At 46.2% G+C, this 17960-nt stretch carries 15 protein-coding genes; 14 read left to right on the top strand and 1 reads right to left on the bottom strand.

Features of this window, described 5'->3' with window-relative positions; genetic code table 11:
• The first annotated feature begins 34 nt into the window (after positions 1-34).
• A complete protein-coding gene (locus tag FQV43_RS06465) occupies positions 35-2173 on the top strand; it encodes a [protein-PII] uridylyltransferase (RefSeq protein ID WP_146339560.1) in 2139 nt (712 codons plus the stop codon).
• A gap of 135 nt (positions 2174-2308) precedes the next feature.
• Positions 2309-3910, top strand: a complete 1602-nt coding sequence (ffh, locus tag FQV43_RS06460; protein WP_146339558.1) for a signal recognition particle protein — start codon at positions 2309-2311, stop codon at positions 3908-3910.
• Between the two features lie 77 nt (positions 3911-3987).
• On the opposite strand, the gene FQV43_RS06455 is transcribed toward ffh, so the two are convergent.
• Positions 3988-6300: an acyltransferase family protein gene (locus FQV43_RS06455; RefSeq protein WP_146339556.1), complete on the bottom strand. Its 2313-nt coding sequence runs from the start codon at positions 6298-6300 to the stop codon at positions 3988-3990.
• Between the two features lie 410 nt (positions 6301-6710).
• On the opposite strand from FQV43_RS06455, the gene rpsP reads away from it, so the two are divergent.
• The 12 genes from rpsP to xerA all read left to right on the top strand — a co-directional run bounded on the left by rpsP (position 6711) and on the right by xerA (position 17958).
• On the top strand, positions 6711-7193 hold the full coding sequence (gene rpsP / locus FQV43_RS06450; RefSeq protein ID WP_144273118.1) for a 30S ribosomal protein S16: 483 nt from the start codon (positions 6711-6713) through the stop codon (positions 7191-7193).
• A 125-nt stretch (positions 7194-7318) separates the two neighbouring features.
• Complete coding sequence (gene rimM / locus FQV43_RS06445; protein ID WP_144273117.1) at positions 7319-7837, top strand: ribosome maturation factor RimM; 519 nt, start codon at positions 7319-7321, stop codon at positions 7835-7837.
• 15 nt (positions 7838-7852) lie between these two features.
• A complete protein-coding gene (gene trmD / locus FQV43_RS06440; protein WP_144273116.1) occupies positions 7853-8731 on the top strand; it encodes a tRNA (guanosine(37)-N1)-methyltransferase TrmD in 879 nt (292 codons plus the stop codon).
• A 76-nt stretch (positions 8732-8807) separates the two neighbouring features.
• Positions 8808-11096 carry a Tex family protein gene (locus tag FQV43_RS06435; protein WP_146339554.1) on the top strand — a complete coding sequence of 763 codons (2289 nt, stop codon included), beginning with the start codon at positions 8808-8810 and terminating at the stop codon, positions 11094-11096.
• A 175-nt stretch (positions 11097-11271) separates the two neighbouring features.
• Positions 11272-11613, top strand: coding sequence for a 50S ribosomal protein L19 (gene rplS, locus FQV43_RS06430; protein ID WP_144273114.1), 342 nt, complete (start codon positions 11272-11274; stop codon positions 11611-11613).
• 127 nt (positions 11614-11740) lie between these two features.
• A complete protein-coding gene (lepB, locus tag FQV43_RS06425; RefSeq protein ID WP_146339552.1) occupies positions 11741-12544 on the top strand; it encodes a signal peptidase I in 804 nt (267 codons plus the stop codon).
• A gap of 3 nt (positions 12545-12547) precedes the next feature.
• A complete protein-coding gene (locus FQV43_RS06420; RefSeq protein WP_146339550.1) occupies positions 12548-13198 on the top strand; it encodes a ribonuclease HII in 651 nt (216 codons plus the stop codon).
• A gap of 5 nt (positions 13199-13203) precedes the next feature.
• Positions 13204-13500, top strand: coding sequence for a DUF2469 domain-containing protein (locus FQV43_RS06415; RefSeq protein WP_144273111.1), 297 nt, complete (start codon positions 13204-13206; stop codon positions 13498-13500).
• 174 nt (positions 13501-13674) lie between these two features.
• Positions 13675-14100, top strand: coding sequence for a YraN family protein (locus FQV43_RS06410; RefSeq protein WP_168195060.1), 426 nt, complete (start codon positions 13675-13677; stop codon positions 14098-14100).
• Positions 14087-15616 (top strand): YifB family Mg chelatase-like AAA ATPase, encoded by a 1530-nt coding sequence (locus FQV43_RS06405; protein WP_146339546.1) that lies wholly within the window; start codon positions 14087-14089, stop codon positions 15614-15616. Before FQV43_RS06410 ends, FQV43_RS06405 begins: the two co-directional genes overlap by 14 nt.
• Positions 15613-16785 (top strand): DNA-processing protein DprA, encoded by a 1173-nt coding sequence (gene dprA, locus FQV43_RS06400; RefSeq protein ID WP_146339544.1) that lies wholly within the window; start codon positions 15613-15615, stop codon positions 16783-16785. Before FQV43_RS06405 ends, dprA begins: the two co-directional genes overlap by 4 nt.
• Before the next feature lie 237 nt (positions 16786-17022).
• The gene (xerA, locus tag FQV43_RS06395) at positions 17023-17958 is read left to right on the top strand and encodes a site-specific tyrosine recombinase/integron integrase (RefSeq protein WP_246846875.1); all 936 of its coding nucleotides are present in this window, start codon (positions 17023-17025) and stop codon (positions 17956-17958) included.
• Positions 17959-17960: the final 2 nt, after the last annotated feature.

Below are 17960 nucleotides of genomic sequence, written 5' to 3'. Positions count from 1 at the left end.
AACACCTAAGAGAACAGGATAACGTCGTGCTGCTATGAGTCATATTCATGTAATGCCTCAACAACTCAGGCAACAAGCACAGCATAGAGCTTGGGATATACTCAATTCCGTGCAGTTACCATCAGGTACTGCACTGGCAGCTACGGGTTCTTTTGCCCGCGGTGAACTCGGTCCACATTCAGATCTTGATCTCATATTGCTTGTCGACGCCCAAGCCACCGCGCTTGATTCGGCAGAAATTGAGCGTGTGTGGTACCCCATTTGGGATGCAAAAATGCGTCTTGACTATGCAGTACGCACGCCAGAAGAATGTGCACAGATGATGACGGCAGATTCTACTGCGGCACTTGCTCTTTTGGATTTATCGCATTGTCGGGGGCAGGAAAAATTAACTGAAAGAGCGCGAGAGTTAGTCCTTGCCACATGGCGTAAAGAATTAAAAAAGAATTTTAATAATCTTGTTGATACTGCGATAGCTCGGTGGCGTCGTTCAGGTTCTTTGGTGACAATGACTAGACCTGATCTGAAACATGGTCATGGCGGGTTACGTGATATTGATTTAATTAATGCTCTTGCTTTGGCAAATCTGAGTAATCGCGCACAGTTGGATCAACAACGTACGCTACTGCTTGATACTCGAACACTGTTGCATTTTCATATGGGGCGAGCGAGAGATGTTCTTGATCCTGAGTTCGCCGTCGATGTTGCAACAGATTTAGGTTTTGCTGATCGCTATGAATTAGCGCGTGCTTTGGCTGCTGCGGCTAAAACAGTCGATGATGCTCTTACTGAAGCATTAGCCACTGCACGAAACTTGTTGCCGTCGCGCACAAAAATCAGGCGTCCTATTCGACGGCCACTCGACGTCGATGTTGTGGAACTCAATGGTGAGATCACCCTTTCGCGTACTCCTGACCTTAGTGATCCAGGTTTGTTATTGCGCGTAGCAGCAGCTGGGGCACGCACCGGGCTTAGTGTTGCGCCACATACCTGGAAACGTTTGACACAGTTACCGCCATTACCAGAGATTATGCCCACTAATATGGCAGGTGATTTTTTTGCTTTGCTCAGCTCACCCGAGCACAGTGCACGGGTAATACATCAGATGGATGAGTATGGATTATGGGAGAAAATAGTTCCAGAGTGGAAAAATATCCGTGGGCTTGTGCCGAGAGAACCAACCCATATCCATACCGTCGACCAGCATAGTCTTATGGTGGTGCACAATTGTGCACAGCGAAGTGTAAACGTGGCACGTCCAGATTTGCTTTATCTGGCAGCACTTTTTCATGATATTGGTAAGGGGCAGCAGTTACCGCATGAGCAAGTAGGCGCTGAGTATGTTGCTCATATGGCTAAAAGATTGCGGCTTAATAAACAAGAAATTCATATCGTCAAAACGGTTGTAGCGCAGCATACGTTGATTCCACAAATCCTCAGGCGTATGGATCCCACTGGTTCGCAGGCCTTGGAACAGCTGCTCGATGCTACTGGATATGACCGATTAATCATCAACTTATTAGAAACCCTAGTTGAAGCAGATTCTTTAGCGACAGGACCTGGAGTGTTTAGTCCGTCGTTGAGCGCAGGATTAAAAACTCTATGCCACCGAGCGAAAGTACAGCTGAGTGCATTAGCGCCTCAGCCACCTCAGGTACATGCACCTGATACGGTGGGTGTGCGGCATGAAGAAAATAATATGCGTGCGACGATTTACTGGCGTGGTAGTTATGACCGTGAAAGTATCCGTATTTTTGCACTTGTAGCTGCAAAAGAATGGAATATCCTTGGTGCAGGCATAACAACAAGAGTGGATAAAGATAGTGGTCAGCGCATTGTCGAGGCAGAACTTGAGGTATATAACACCCTAGGTACTGGATTTGATGAACAAGATATTGTGCAAAGCTATAAGTCTGGCGTATTTAGTGCATTACCGACGATCCACGGCGGCTTGACCACAACCATGTGGCAGGACGATATTTTAGAAGTGCGTACGACGGATCGCCAGGCAGCTTTAGGTACTCTATTAGGGGTATTGCCAGGAATTAAGTGGTTGCGCATGACTACCCCTGGGGCGACGATGATTGTCCAGTGTCAACTAGAACCAGGGTTTGATCGAGCACAAGTAGAACGAGATGTGACTAGACTATTGACATCAGGAAATAAAAAATAAGAAATCGCATGGGCGGTAGGGCAGTTTCGCTATGCTGTGGCTGTTGCGTATTTTCGCTCACCCCTATGTGAGCCTTATAATAGGGTTTTTGGATTACACTGTTACATACTTTTAGGTTTCAAGGAGTTCGCTAGCGTGTTTGAGTCTCTATCAGATAGGTTGGGTCAAGCTTTATCAGGTCTACGGACAAAAGGCAGAGTCACCGAAGCTGATATCAATGCTGTTGCTCGAGAAATTCGTCTTGCGCTCCTAGAAGCTGACGTTTCTTTGCCGGTAGTGCGCGGTTTTATTGCCAAAATTAAGGAGCGTGCTTTAGGGGTAGAAGTATCTAAGGCGCTCAATCCTGCAGAGCAAATTATTAAAATTGTCGACCAAGAACTTACTGCAATTCTTGGTGGCGAGACGCGCCGTTTGCGCTTGGCAAAGAATCCACCAACGGTCATTATGCTGGCAGGTTTGCAAGGTGCGGGTAAAACTACCTTGGCAGGTAAACTGGCACGATATCTTGCTGAGCAAGGTCATACCCCTATGCTCGTTGCATGTGACTTGCAGCGACCTGGTGCAGTGCAGCAGCTTGAGATTGTAGGTCAGCGTGCAGGTGTTCCTACCTTTGCTCCGGATCCTGGTACATCGATCGATTCCCTCGAACACGAAATGGGTACTTCGCATGGTGATCCAGTCGCTGTGGCTCAAGCAGGTGTTGAAGAAGCAAAGCGTAGCCAGCATGATGTGGTGATCGTCGATACAGCTGGTCGATTGGGTATTGACGAGACTTTGATGACCCAGGCACGAAATATCCGCGATGCTATCAACCCTGATGAAGTGCTTTTCGTCATTGATGCCATGATTGGTCAGGATGCAGTAAATACTGCTGAGGCATTCCGCGATGGCGTGGATTTCACTGGTGTAGTGCTTACTAAATTAGATGGTGATGCTCGTGGTGGTGCTGCATTATCTATTCGTGAGGTTACTGGCAAGCCAATTATGTTTGCCTCTACTGGTGAAAAGCTAGAAGATTTCGATGTATTCCACCCACAGCGTATGTCAAGTCGTATTCTTGGCATGGGTGATATTCTCACGCTCATTGAACAAGCAGAGAAGAAACTTGATCAAGAACAAGCATTAGTTGCAGCGCAAAAAATTGGTACAGGGGAGCTCACTCTGGAAGACTTCCTCAACCAAATGCTTATGATTCGTCGAATGGGGCCGATTGGTAATATCCTCAAGATGCTCCCTGGTGGAAAGCAAATGTCTCAGGTGGCGGACATGGTTGATGAGAAACAGCTCGACCGCATTCAGGCCATTATCCGTGGTATGACCCCTGCTGAGCGAGAAAACCCCAAAATTCTAAATGCTTCTCGACGTAAGCGCATTGCCAATGGTTCTGGCGTAAGCGTTACTGAAGTAAATCAACTGGTAGAACGGTTCTTCGATGCAAAGAAGATGATGGGGCAGATGGCCGGTCAGTTTGGCATGGGAGGTGGCCGGAGCGCTACAAAGAAGAAACCTAAAGGGCGTAAAGGTAAAAACGGTAAACGTAAAGCACCAAAGCGTAGCAATAATATGCCTGGAATGCCTGGCGGAATGCCTGGAATGCCGAATATGGCTGAGTTGCAGAAAATGCAGGAACAATTGCAAGGTGGTGCAGGGTTACCAGGTATGCCTGGAATGCCAAAAATGCCCAAGGGGTTGGAAAATATCGACCTCAATAACCTTGATTTCGGCAAAGGAAAATAGGTACCCACGAATTAGAATCCCTGTAGCGCTCTATAGCTGCTACAGGGACTTTTCCTTTTAAGTGCTTATTATTCTCTTTATTTCTTCTGCACCTGGGAAGAAGACGAGGAAACAGTGCTCGTGTTTGTCTTGGTGCTGGTTGCCGTGGTGGTAGGAGAAGTAGAGGTTTTCTTAGCAGTTGTGCTTGCGGGGGCAGGAGTAGAAGTGGCTGTGCTACTTGGTCGCATACTACTTGTAGGGGAATTAGCGTTTGGGGTGAGCAATGGTTCTAGGTATTTCCAGAGTAATTTTTGAGTGCTCAATGCATAAGCGTAGGAAATATGGTTTTGATCCCGGTACACGTAGGTATTGCCGATAACTGGTGGGCAGGTTGAGCTATTACAGAACCAGTCAGCAGTATCTACAAAGTGCATATTCGACCCTAGACGGGTATATGCTGCAGCAGGATCTTCGGGAGCATAAACCTTATCTCGTTGGATAGAACATTCAGAAATATCATTTTTCCGGGCAATCATGCACTGGTTCATATCCCATTCTTGTCCCTGCTGATCGTAGAACCAGGGGTTGTCGCGTAATCCCAGGAAATTAATGCCTGCGTCGGTTAGACGTTGCCAGAAGTTGATATACCCATCAGGTACAGCATCGACACTTGGTTTATGGTCTTTTTCCGGACGCGTTGAAGTAGAGAAAACCAAATCAGGATCCATAGCAATAATGGTGTCCAAAACATTTTCATTCCACTGTGCACAGGTGGCGTCAATAAAAGAGTCGTCCTCGATCGTCATAGGGCATCCTTGACGAACTAAAGGAATAACCTTGAAGTGATATTGCATCCCTAGTGCGTGAAGTGGTGGCATCCATTGTTCCGCATGAGAGCCGCCAGTCATAACTATTGTTGTCTCAGCTTCAAGATCACCATAAATGCATGGTGCCCCGTCCACTTTATTAGTACGAGTGGTATCTGCCCCTTCCCACTTCATGGTGACGCACCCTTGGGCACCTGGTTCTGGATAAATCTCAGAAATGAGCTGTGGATCAGGATAATATGTCAAACCATTGGGAACTGCAGCACCCGTGATTGCCAAAGCTCCGGGATAATGTGCCTCGTCGATGACGAAAGTATTTTGTGCTTGCTCAATAAGGTGTTCTTGATGTGGTTGGAGCGACAAAAGCGCAAGCAAAGCTGTAATAAAACCAACACTTGCTAGTGCTTTGAGTTTTCCTGCGGTTGATTCCACGCTCTCTTTAAGTCGGTGCATATGTTTTTGTCCAGCCAGCGCTCTAGGCGCCTTTTGCATGAAAAACTGCTCGACGAAGCGGTGCGTAAGATACGCAAGCACAATGGAACAGATGATAATTGCAGCTTTGCTCAGCCACGACAATTCAGCAGTTGCAGAATCATGTGCGGAATATGATGTGCAGATAATAAGCAGTGGCCAATGCCAGAGGTAAAGCGGATAAGCAATTTTTGCACCCCACTGAAACACTGGTAGTGACAAGAATGTAGAAATAGCGTTGTGATTATTTTTGCCGCCGACGATGATAAGCAGTGCGCCCCCAAGTGGGATAAGCGATAGTGGCCCTGGGAAAGCAGTGGTAGTAGTGATAAATACACCGGTAAGTGCTATAGCAATTAAACCTAAGCTGCTTAGCAAAGTACCAACTTTATTGTTCGGTTTTATGCGGGAAATACTGAGCGCACATACTCCGCCCAGGGTCATTTCCCATAACCGAGAGAAGAAAGAGTAGTAATTTTCAGAGGTTCCATAAAGCCCAAACCGAGCGGCATAACAGAAAGAAGCGAGTGTAATTAATCCTAAGATGATGACAATGGCAAGTTGGATTTTTCGTTCAGCTTTTTCTTTCTTTTCGCTCCGAGTTTTCCTGCGTACAGTTTTATATATGGCGGCACAAACTAAAGCAAAAGCAATACTGAAGAGATAAAATTGCCCTTGCACAGACATTGACCATAGGTGCTGTAGCGCTGAGGTGGTGGGGGAAGCAGCATTATAGTCGGCATCTTGATTGATGAGTTCATAATTTTGGTAATACAACAGACTTGCTGTTATTTGCCGGTAGAACTCTAGAGTGGTCAGCTGTGGAGTGAATAATGCGGTTACGCAGTACACTGCACCAAGTACAGTGATTAAGGACGGCGCTAGTCGTCGTATAGTGCGCCAGAAGGGAAACCACGGGTTGAGTGAAGCCTGTGGTTTTGCTGCATAACGCAGTTGTGAACTGAGAAAGAAAAACCCAGATAGCAAGAGGAAAATATCGACGCCACCAGAGACACGCCCGACGAAAACATGGTAGAAAACTACAAGCAAAACCGCTATAGCGCGCAGACCGTCGAGGTCATAGCGATACTGAGATGACTGTGATGGGTTCATGCAGGTGGTGAGCTATTCTCTTGCCGTTCTAAACTGGGTCGATTCTGTATGGGGAGCAATGATCGTATAGATCTTATGATGGTGCTAGTTTACTCGCCTCAAACCTATTGCTATGTAGTGACACCGGTTAAGTTTTTTAAGAATTTTATATTCCTGGTGACGGGGTGGCAATGGAATAGTGATGAGACTAGGAGAAATTTGGTTCTTGATTTTTTGTCTGGTAGCTTTGGATGGGTTGTCGTCATCTTTATCTTGTTTGTGACGATGGCATGTCCACACTGCGGTATATCATAACCGTCTACGGTCGGCTGGTGAGTCACACGCAGTAAAATCCAAGGGTTGAACCGGCTTTGCTAAAGATAGAATATGCAAAGTGTCTGTACTGCCCAGTGACTAAAAAGAGGTAGAACATGGCTGTAAAAATTAAGCTACAGCGTCTAGGACGTATCCGTACTCCACATTACCGTGTGGTTATTGCTGATTCACGTACTCGTCGCGATGGCAAAGTAATCGAAAACATTGGTGTTTACGAACCAAAGCAGAATCCTTCTGTAATCAAGATTAATTCTGAGCGAGCACAGTACTGGTTGGGCGTTGGTGCACAGCCAACTGAGCCTGTTCTTGCTTTGCTTAAGATTACTGGTGACTGGCAGAAGTTCAAGGGTCTTGATGGTGCTGAAGGAACTCTTCAGGTTGCACCTGAGAAGCCATCTAAACTTGAGCTATTCAATAAGGCTCTTGCTGAGGCTAATGAAGGACCTACAGCAGAAGCTATCACCGAGAAAAAGCGTAAAGCTAAGGAAGAAGCTGCCGCTAAAGCTGCTGCTGAAGCAGAAAAAGCTGAAGAAGCTGAAGCAGAAGCAGCAGATCAGGAAGAAGCATCAGCTGAATAATTCACGCTGTTGTTACTTCTTTAAGAGGGTATTGCCATTGCAGGTAATACCCTCTTGTTCTTTTCCTACATCCCTCACACACGTGTGTATTGGTGGCGTACTAAGAAACTAGGTATGGTGATGTCATGGAGTTAATGATCGGCAAAGTGATTAAGTCTCATGGGATCAAAGGGGAAGTAAGCGTTGAAGTGCTTACCGACGAACCCGATATTCGCTTTGCCAAGGGGGCAGTGCTCAATGGACGTCAGGGGCGAAAAGAGCATAGTCTTACCATCCAAACACGTCGGATGCATCAGGGGAGAATGCTGATTAAATTTGCTGAAGTGCCAGATCGAACCGTAGCCGATACCTTGCGGGGTACCCAATTTTGGGCACCACCTCTTGATAAAGAAGACGATGATGATTCCTTCTACGATCATGAGTTAATTGGATTGCGCATTATTCATGATGAAGCAGACATTGGCGTTGTTACCGGTGTGATACATGGGGCTGCCTCTAACCTCTTGGAGGTTCGCCTCGAGGCGACGGAGCAGCAACAGGAAAAAGACGTGTTAATTCCTTTTGTTCATGCCATTGTTCCTGAGGTGGACGTCGAGAGCGGGACGTGCACAATCACTCCGCCAGATGGTTTGTTAGAACTCTAATACGGGAGTTGGATAATGCAACTTGATGTGCTCACAATTTTTCCTGCCTATCTTGATCCGTTGCGCCATGCGTTGTTAGGGAAGGCGATAGAAAAAGGTCAACTCAACGTGTGTGTTCATGACCTAAGGGCGTGGACAACAGATGTGCACCAATCAGTTGATGATTCTCCTTATGGTGGTGGGCCGGGAATGGTGATGAAACCGCAAGTATGGGGAGCAGCACTCGACGATGTGGCAGCACAAACTGGTAAAGCACAGTTAGCGCATACTCTCGATACTGCTCAACGCCATGTCGACGTCCAACGCCATGATGAGCTACAAGGGATAACAGGGCATAGTTATGCTAATGAGCGGGATATACGCACAGACGAAGATCCACATATGCCGTTATTGCTTATCCCGACACCTGCAGGGGTTCCGTTTAATCAGGAGCATGCTCAAGCCTGGTCGCAAGAAGAGCATATTGTGTTTGCCTGTGGTCGATACGAGGGAATAGATCAACGCGTGATTGATGATGCTCGCCGACGTTACCGAGTACGTGAAGTATCCATTGGCGACTATGTGCTGATTGGTGGCGAAGTAGCTGTTTTAGTTATTGCAGAGGCAATCACGCGTCTTATTCCTGGGGTATTAGGAAATAAGCGCAGTCATGAAGAAGATAGCTTTTCCGATGGATTATTAGAAGGACCTAGCTATACCAAACCACGAGTATGGCGTGATCGAGAAGTACCACCTGTTTTACTTTCTGGTGATCATGCTCGGATAGCGCGGTGGCGTCGAGAGCAAGCACTAGAACGCACGATGGCGGTGCGACCAGATTTGATAGAAAAACTACGAGCGACACAAAAGCTAAGCCCGGAAGATGAGTCTTATCTTGAACAACGAGGAAGCTAATATCTTCATGTATCTTCATGCTTGAACACTGATGTCGAAGCTCTAGCCCTAGTGGGAAGAAGATAAACTTAGCATAATGATTGCACATACGATTGCTACGGAACTTAATACTGAGCACGCTCATGTTGCTGCTGCCTTAAAACTATTAGCGCAAGGGAACACAGTTCCTTTTATTGCTCGGTATCGTAAAGAGGCGACTGGTGGTTTAGATGATTCCCAATTGCGTCATATTGAACAACGAGCCAGTTATCTTCAAGAACTTGCCCAACGTAAAGAAACAATCCTTGCTGCTATTGAACAGCAAGGAAAATTATCTGATCAGCTGCGCCAATTAATCGAACAATGCGACACAAAAGCACGTTTAGAAGATCTTTACTTGCCGTATAAAAAGCGAAGAAAAACAAAAGCAGATAGTGCACGTGAGGCTGGTTTAGAAAATCTTTTAGATGAACTTATCGCACAGCCCCATCTCAATCCAGAGGAATATGCGCAGCGTTTTATCTGCAGTGGTTTTCCGGATATAAAAGCAGTGTTGGATGGAGCACGTGCCATTCTCAGTGATCGCTTAGCAGTTGATGCTGATCTTGTCGGTGATATTCGCGAACATATGTACCAGCATGGACAATTGCGCGCTGAGGTTATTGAAGGCAAAGAACAAGAAGGTGAAAAGTATAAGGATTATTTTCAGTTTTCGCAGTCATTTGCCGAGTTGCCAAGCCATAGAATTTTAGCGCTGCTGCGTGGAGAAAAAGAAGAGGTACTTCACCTTAGCTTTATTGCTAGTGATAATGAGCATGATGACCAGCACTACGTCGAAAAGCTCATTGCGCACACTGGCTATGATGATGTTTCCCCTTGGCTGCGTAGTGCTCTGCTATGGTCGTGGAAAACAAAACTCTACATTTCTGCCAGTCTTGACGTGCGTATGCGCCTGAAGGAGAAAGCGGAACAAGAAGCATTGTTGGTTTTCGCGCGCAATCTCAAAGACGTGTTATTGGCAGCACCTGCCGGTCAGCGTACGACGCTTGGGCTCGATCCAGGTTATCGCAATGGCGTTAAGTGCGCTGTCGTAGATAAGACAGGAAAAGTGCTTGACACGCTTATTGTGTATCCTCATCAACCGCGCAATCAATGGGCGCAAGCACGGGAAGAACTAGCGCATATATGTGCCCAATATGCAGTTGAACTCATTGCGGTTGGAAATGGAACTGCAAGTAGAGAAACGAAGAAACTGGCTGAAGAAACCGCAACGTTTATCAAACAAGCAGGTGGGATGGCACCTATAGCGGTGACAGTAAGCGAGTCGGGTGCATCTGTTTATTCCGCTTCGGAGTTGGCGGCACAAGAATTTCCCACAATGGATGTGTCGTTACGTGGTGCAGTGTCTATTGCGCGCAGGTTACAAGACCCCTTGGCAGAATTAGTCAAAATTGACCCCAAGGCAATTGGGGTCGGTCAGTATCAGCACGACGTAAACCAAGCAGCACTTGCGCGCACTCTTGACGCTGTTGTTGAAGATGCAGTAAATGCGGTTGGAGTTGATCTCAATACGGCAAGTGCTCCTTTGCTGGCACGAGTAGCTGGTATCAGTAGCTCAATTGCAGAAAATATCGTTGCTTACCGCGATGAGTATGGAGCCTTTTCCTCGCGAGCAACCTTGACAAAAGTTCCTCGGTTAGGTGCAAAAGCCTATGAACAGTGTGCTGGGTTCTTGCGCATCAACGGGGCACAAAACCCACTCGACGCCTCTGCAGTGCACCCTGAAGCCTATCCAATTGTGAACAAAATTGCTGGAAGTGCTGGGCTTGGCGTCGGTGAGCTCATTGGTAATAGCGCTGTATTGCGTAGCTTAAAGCCAGCGAGCTTTGCCGACGAAAACTTCGGTGTGCCAACAATTAGCGATATTCTTTCTGAGTTAGAAAAACCGGGTCGTGATCCACGACCGGAGTTTGAGACTGCTCGATTTAAGGATGGGGTAGAAAAAATTAGCGACTTGCGTCCTGGCATGATTCTCGAAGGGACTGTAACCAATGTTGCTGCTTTTGGTGCGTTTGTTGATGTAGGGGTACATCAAGATGGTCTGGTGCATATTTCGGCATTAGCTAATCGATTTGTGTCCGATCCACATGAGATTGTGTCTTCTGGGCAGGTTGTCACAGTGAAAGTCGTGGAGGTAGAGCCAGAGCGTAATCGTATTTCTTTATCGATGCGGCTTGATGAGGATTCAGAAGAAAAAGCTGTGCCTACTCGACGTTCTCCGAAGAAAAAAGCGCAGAAAGGTACTGCTGTGCGTCGTGGTGCTACGCGACAGAACTCACAGGGGCTGGGCGCTATGGCACAAGCATTGCGTAGTGCAGGTTTTTAATTCTTCATATGGCTGGATGCAATTTTGTTTTTAGCCGTTATATGTGACATAATTTCCTGGTTGTCTATCTTATGCTGTCATATGCATAGATAGTCGTGATCATTGTAGTGAATATGAACCGGTTGAGTTATATACCGCCAGGATCCTCTGTTCTTGAAAATTAAGGATTGTTTAGATGAACATTCTCGATAAAATCGATGCAGCTTCTTTGCGTGATGATATTCCAGATTTCCGTCCAGGTGACACTCTCGACGTACACGTAAAGGTTATCGAAGGTAACAAGACTCGTACCCAGCTATTCAAGGGTGTTGTTATTCGTCGCCAGGGCGATGGAATTCGCGAAACCTTCACCATTCGTAAGATCTCCTTTGGTATTGGTGTGGAGCGTACTTTCCCAGTACACACCCCAAATATTGATAAGATCGAAGTTGTTAGCCGTGGTAAAGTTCGCCGTGCGAAACTCTACTACTTGCGTGATCTACGCGGTAAAGCAGCGAAAATTAAAGAGAAGCGCTAATTCGTTTTCTCAGATTACCCAGTGGTTGCCTTGTGCTTATCGGCGACCACTGGGTTTTTCTATGCGATAGATTATTCTTCAGTTCTTGTCTGCTGCTTGTAGCTAGTTGGTGCTAAAGTATAGTGCTGTGACTCCAACACGCAAAGACGATTTTGATAATTCTGCTGCTGAGCAAACTGTTTCCACTGAAGCGGTTAGGCAAAAAGCTAAGGACAAAACAGATACGCAAAAGCAACGTCCCTGGTATGTGGAACTTGTGATTGTTGTTTTGTGTTCTCTTGTTTTTATTACCCTCATCCAAACCTTTGTGGGGCGTATCTACATGATTCCGTCACAATCGATGGAACCTACTTTGCATGGATGTACTGGTTGTGTGGGGGATCGTATTTTTGTAGAAAAAATCAGTTACCGCTTTTCTGATCCTAAACCTGGTGATGTTGTGGTATTTGAGGGTACTGATTCGTGGAATGAGAATTACCAGTCCACGCGTTCTGCTAACCCGATTATTCGTGGTATGCAGGATATTGGGGCATTTGTTGGGCTGGTTGCGCCGGATGAAAATAATCTAGTCAAAAGGATCATTGCTTCTGGTGGGCAAATAGTACAATGCCAACCAGGGGATCCTGGCATTATGGTTGATGGTAAGGAAATCGATTCTTCATATATTCTTGATCCGCCTTTTTATCAGATTCCTGACTCTGAGTTTGGTTCTGCTGCTTGTGGTGGTGCGTACTTTGGTCCTGTCACAGTACCCGAGGGAAATTACTTCATGATGGGCGATAATCGCACTAATTCTAAGGATTCCAGGGCACATATTGGCGACCAATACCAAGGAACAATTCCACGGGAGAATATCCGCGGTAAAGTTCGTGTTATTTTGTTCCCATTCAATCGGATCGGAACTGTTGATCCTGTGCCAATACAAGAATAAGTTGTGCGTACTCTTAAGCAATTGCGTACCTTAGAGGTTACGCTTGAAAAGCATGGATTAGGGCCAGTTGCTGGTGTGGATGAAGCAGGCCGAGGGGCAAGTTGTGGTCCAATCAGTATTGCCGCGTGCATCTTGCCACCGGAACCCATAGCGGAGTTATCTGAACTGACAGATTCTAAACAACTATCGGCAGATACTCGCCAAAAATTATATCCTCTCATCAAAAACCATGCTCGGGCATATGCCATTGTGCATATTGATGCTGCTGATATCGATCGGCATGGCATACAGCATGCCAATATCTCAGGGATGCGTCGCGCAATTGCTTTGCTTGGTATTCATCCGGGTTATATTTTGACTGATGCGATGAAGGTACCAGGTTTGGCTAGCGCATATTTGCCGATCATTGGTGGGGACAGCGTTGCACGCTGCATAGCTGCAGCGAGTGTGCTGGCAAAGCATTCTAGAGATGAACTGATGTGTAGACTCGATGAGCGTTATCCCGAGTATGGCTTAGCGCAGCACAAAGGATATTCTACGAAGAATCATATGGAAGCGGTGCGCCGTCACGGAGCCAGTCCGGAGCATAGATATAGTTATGAGAATGTGAGACTTGCTCACGCCGCCTGGACGACTGCTAGAAGAGGAGCCTAGTAATAATGAGTGCTGAAGATCTCAATAACTATGAAGCAGAAGTTGCGCTATCACTTTACCGTGAATATCGAGATATTTTGAGCCAGTTTTCCTATGTTATTGAGACTGAACGGCGGTTCTATCTAGCAAATGCAGTGGAACTTATCCCGCATACACAAGGTAATGATGTGTACTATGAGCTGCGAATGTCTGATGCTTGGGTATGGGATATGTATCGTTCCATGCGCTTTGTGCGCTATGTCCGAGTGATCACATACAAGGACGTCAACATCGAAGAATTAGATAAACCAGAGGCTCGTTGAGAAGCAAAGAAAAAGTCAATTCTGACTAGCACTTATTATTTTTCCTGTGGATAACTGACCACGATGGTTGGTTATCCACAGTTTTTCTTTTCCATAGCTTTCGACGATATTTTCTGTTTCGCGTGCTTGTTATACCTGGAGATATATCAAAAGATTTTCTCAAGGAGCATAGTTATGTCATATAGCAGTGGTAGGGAAACTATAGATGTGCGTCGTAGGCATGATAATCGAGCAGAATTAGGTACTTATGGGGAACAACTAGCTGCAGCGTGGTTGTGCGAGCAAGGATATACGATTGTGGCTCATAATGTTCATTACCGAGGCGGGGAAGTTGATCTGATTGCCCGGGATAAAACTGGTGATCTTGTATGCGTTGAAGTGAAAACACGATCGACGAAACGGTGGGGAAGTACAGAAAGCGTTGATGACAAGAAACTCAGAAGAATGCGTGGTGTGATGGCGCAGTGGTTAGCGCAGAGCAAGGAATATGTTTTAGACCATGTACCCATTCGTTTTGATGTCATTGTGGTTTTTACACAAGCAATGATGGGTTCGGCAGAGTTCGAGCATTATAAGGCGGTTGACCGTGGCGCTTGCTAAAACTTTGTCTGCAATTGTCATAGGGGTGCAAGCACATATTATCGAGGTAGAAGCTAATATCGGGGTTGGTCTGCCAGGGATGTATATCATCGGTATGACAGATACCGCTATCGGAGAATCTCGTGATCGTATTAAGACTGCTGTCCAAAATTGTCAATTGAGTTGGCCTAAAACGAAAACAGTGGTGAGTTTATCACCTGCATCATTACCAAAATCTGGAGCTCATCTGGATGTAGCAATGTGTATGGCAGTTCTCACGGCAGTGGGAAATAATCATGCAGCACTACAAAAATTAGCGAGTACCTTGTTGCTGGGTGAGATAGGTCTTGATGGTCGTATCAAAGCAGTTAATGGCGTGTTGCCTACATTGTTGGTGTCAAAGGAAACTGGTATTAAAACTGTTGTTATTCCTCGGGCAAACCTGGCAGAAGCTGAAATATGCGATGGGATATCGGTGCTTGTAGTTGAGCATATTCGTGAGTTATATCAATGGGTTATTGGAGAAAAAACCTTAGATTGTGCACATTCTTTATTAAAAAATCGGGTGTGCGCTAGTAGCAAGGTTTCTTTGGATATGGCAGATATTGCTGGGCAACAAGAAGCAAAGTACATTGCAGAAATAGCAGCCACAGGTGGACATCATTTTTTGATGATGGGACCGCCTGGTTCTGGGAAAACAATGATTGCGCAGCGTATGGCAGGTATTTTGCCGCCTTTGGTAGGGGATCAGCAGCGAGAAACTACCTCAATTTATTCTGTACTTGGTAAAACGTATTCAGGCGTTATTGCAGATCCGCCTTTCGTAGCACCGCATTATTCTATTACCCAGGCAGCTTTACTAGGTGGTGGTCAAGGAAAACCTATGCCAGGAGCTGTAAGTTTGGCTCATAATGGGGTGCTATTTCTTGATGAGGTAAGCGAAATACCAGCGCATATTTTAGATTCTTTACGTACGCCGCTTGAACAAGGATATGTGCATTTGAGTAGGGCGCGTATGAATATTACTTTTCCTGCGCGTTTCCAGCTTGTACTTGCTGCTAATCCCTGTCGCTGTGGCAGTGAAGACTCTAGTAAATGTCAGTGTTCGTCGCGCGTTCGACGAACCTATATGAGTAATTTATCAGGTCCGCTCAAGGATCGTTTAGATATTGTTGTGGCAATGCGCAATAGCGGGGCAGTTTTACATGATTGTTCTTCAGAGTCGAGTTCGACGATTGCGCAACGTGTGGCAGCTGGTCGTCAAAGAGCACAGTGGCGTTGGCGCAAGGCAGGCTTGTCTCAATACGTGACTGCTTCTGTTGAGGCTCCAATTATTCGTAGGAAGTTTCCTGCTAAAGAGGATGCTATGGAGCTTTTATCTGCATATTTAGCGCAAGGAATGGTCAGCCAACGAAGCGTTGATAGGGCATTAAAACTTGCATGGACATTGGCTGATTTAGAAGACATTGCACAGCCAACTATTGATCATGTAATGCGAGGACTAGAGTTGAGGAACTTGTCAGGTATAAATCTATGAAAATCTCAGAACGTACATTGTGTTGGGCATATTTATCGCGGGTGCTTGAAGGGCCTAGTAAACGGTTGCAAGAGCTATTATCTGCTGGTCATGATGTGGAAGAAATTGTTTCTGGCATTAAAAATAGGTCATCATGGATTGGTGGGTTACTAGGTGAAACGCAAGCACGGTATAACTGCGATCGCAGCCAGGAGGATTTAGCACAGGTAGAGTCTTTGGGAGGGTGGTTATTGACTCCTGATTCTGCGCAATGGCCCTATGAGCAGTTAAACCAGGCTTTTGGGTTTGCTGCCTCTGGTAGGAGTGAACATACTCGTTCTTATCAAGAAGACGCTGTAATGCCTCATGCTTTGTGGGTGCGTGGCTCATCCCATTTAGATTTGGGCAAGGTTTTGGCGCAGTCAGTTGCTATTGTCGGTACTCGCGCAGTTTCTTCCTATGGAATTGACGCTACCCAATATATTGCTGAAGGTTTAGCACAGCATAAATGGACAATTGTCTCTGGTGGTGCTTTGGGTGTAGATGCTGTGGCACATAAACAAGCTCTTGATAGTGGGGGTGTGACTATTGCGGTTAGCGCTTGCGGGATAGATAGGTTTTATCCAGCTGGTAACCGTAACCTCTTTGATAAAATTGTGGAACGTGGACTTATCGTCAGTGAATATCCGCCAGGTCATACTCCGCAGCGTCATAGATTTTTGACTCGTAATAGATTAGTAGCGGCTTTTACACAAGGAACAGTTGTTATGGAGGCTGCATGGCGTTCTGGTGCATTAAATACTCTCAATTGGGCACAAGCCTTTGGGAAAGTCACAATGGCAGTTCCCGGTCCTATCACTGGGGTTGGATCCTTAGGCTGTCATGAAAAAATTAGAAATGGTCAAGCGCAATTGGTGTGTAGTGCAGATGAGGTACGGGCATTGTTGAGTGCTGTGGGAGAAGTTGATCCTGAGCAACAGTATGAAATTGATTTTGCACCAAGCCACGTGCAAGCATTGAGCCGAAATGAACTGCGGGTATTTGATGTACTGGGAGCACAGGCTAAGACAAGTGATCAGATTGTGCAAGAAACGGCATTGAGTCTTGGGCTATGTATGTATCTCTTGGTTGTACTTGAGCGCAAAGGTTTAGTGGTGCGCGCCCATAACGCCTGGCGACGTGCTGTCTAGATGTAAATGATTTGGGTGCGGGAGCTGTTTTGCCGAATTTCCCCAATCTTTTATAAGTTAGGCTTGCATAATCTAAAATAGGGCTGTAATGTAATTGAGGCAAGCCTAAGCAAAAGGTTCTTGAAGGTTCGGGCTGGTTCCTTTCTTGAGCACAAGGCACTGTGTGCAGTAGCGCAGAGTCTGCCTAACACGCTAGGGTTATGCACTATGGGTGAGTCAGTATCGAAAGTGCAGCAGATGAAAACACAAGAAACATCTGCTGCACTTTCGTCGTCTCTGAACACGACATCACTGATAGAGCTTATCGACGCGTATGCCAAGCACCTCACATTGGTCGCTGGACGTTCTGCTGCAACAGTGAAAGGCTATCGGTCTGACTTATTAGACTTTGCGGCAGGCGCTCCCGAACTACAAGATTTCCATCTTGTCAATATCCGTGCGTGGCTAGGACAAACTCTCGAAGATGGAAAAACAAGAGCCACTCTTGCGAGGAGAACAGCGGCTATTCGTGGATTTTCACAATGGCTAGTAGCACAAGATCTCGTGTCTAAAGATGAGGCAGCAACCCTTGTTTCGCCCAAAAAAGGACGCCATTTGCCTAAAGTGCTCAATGAAAAACAAGCAGACAAGCTCATGCGCGCTTCACAAGCTGTGCATGAAGAAGAATATATCCGTGATAGCGCATTATTGGAGTTGCTCTATGCGACAGGCATTCGTGTAGCGGAAGTGTGTGGCATGGATATTGCAGATATTGATTTTGCTCGCTCAACAATAAAGGTAACTGGAAAAGGAAATAAGCAACGTATTGTTCCCTTTGGTGAAAATGCTGCATCAATCTTGCGGCAATGGTTGGATACGGCGCGTCCAGTATTAGCAGCTCGTGGTGCGAATAAAGAAGAAAAAGCGTGTTTTTTGGGCAGTAGGGGTGGCAGGATAGATCCTCGCCAGGTTCGGCGCATCGTCGAGAAAGCTGGAGATGAGCTTGGGGTAGAACAACTCAGTCCCCATTCTTTGCGTCATACCGCTGCGACACATCTTTTAGATGGTGGGGCAGATTTACGCATTGTGCAGGAATTATTAGGTCACTCTTCTTTGCAGACCACGCAGATATATACACACGTGAGCTCGCAAAGGTTAAAAGAAGCCTTCAAGAAAGCTCACCCGCGTGCGTAAAG

This window comes from Corynebacterium sp. sy039 (genome assembly GCF_007904105.1).
Taxonomy (GTDB): domain Bacteria; phylum Actinomycetota; class Actinomycetes; order Mycobacteriales; family Mycobacteriaceae; genus Corynebacterium.
The sequence above is the reverse complement of the archived record's forward strand: the minus strand, read 5'-3'. Positions and strand labels throughout refer to the sequence as shown.

Coding starts and splice junctions, on each gene's coding strand:
- FQV43_RS06465 (WP_146339560.1), top strand. CDS start 35: ATGAGTCATATTCATGTAATGCCTCAACAACTCAGGCAACAAGCACAG.
- FQV43_RS06455 (WP_146339556.1), bottom strand. CDS start 6,300: ATGAACCCATCACAGTCATCTCAGTATCGCTATGACCTCGACGGTCTG.
- rpsP (WP_144273118.1), top strand. CDS start 6,711: ATGGCTGTAAAAATTAAGCTACAGCGTCTAGGACGTATCCGTACTCCA.
- rimM (WP_144273117.1), top strand. CDS start 7,319: ATGGAGTTAATGATCGGCAAAGTGATTAAGTCTCATGGGATCAAAGGG.
- trmD (WP_144273116.1), top strand. CDS start 7,853: ATGCAACTTGATGTGCTCACAATTTTTCCTGCCTATCTTGATCCGTTG.
- FQV43_RS06435 (WP_146339554.1), top strand. CDS start 8,808: ATGATTGCACATACGATTGCTACGGAACTTAATACTGAGCACGCTCAT.
- rplS (WP_144273114.1), top strand. CDS start 11,272: ATGAACATTCTCGATAAAATCGATGCAGCTTCTTTGCGTGATGATATT.
- FQV43_RS06415 (WP_144273111.1), top strand. CDS start 13,204: ATGAGTGCTGAAGATCTCAATAACTATGAAGCAGAAGTTGCGCTATCA.
- FQV43_RS06410 (WP_168195060.1), top strand. CDS start 13,675: ATGTCATATAGCAGTGGTAGGGAAACTATAGATGTGCGTCGTAGGCAT.
- dprA (WP_146339544.1), top strand. CDS start 15,613: ATGAAAATCTCAGAACGTACATTGTGTTGGGCATATTTATCGCGGGTG.
- xerA (WP_246846875.1), top strand. CDS start 17,023: ATGAAAACACAAGAAACATCTGCTGCACTTTCGTCGTCTCTGAACACG.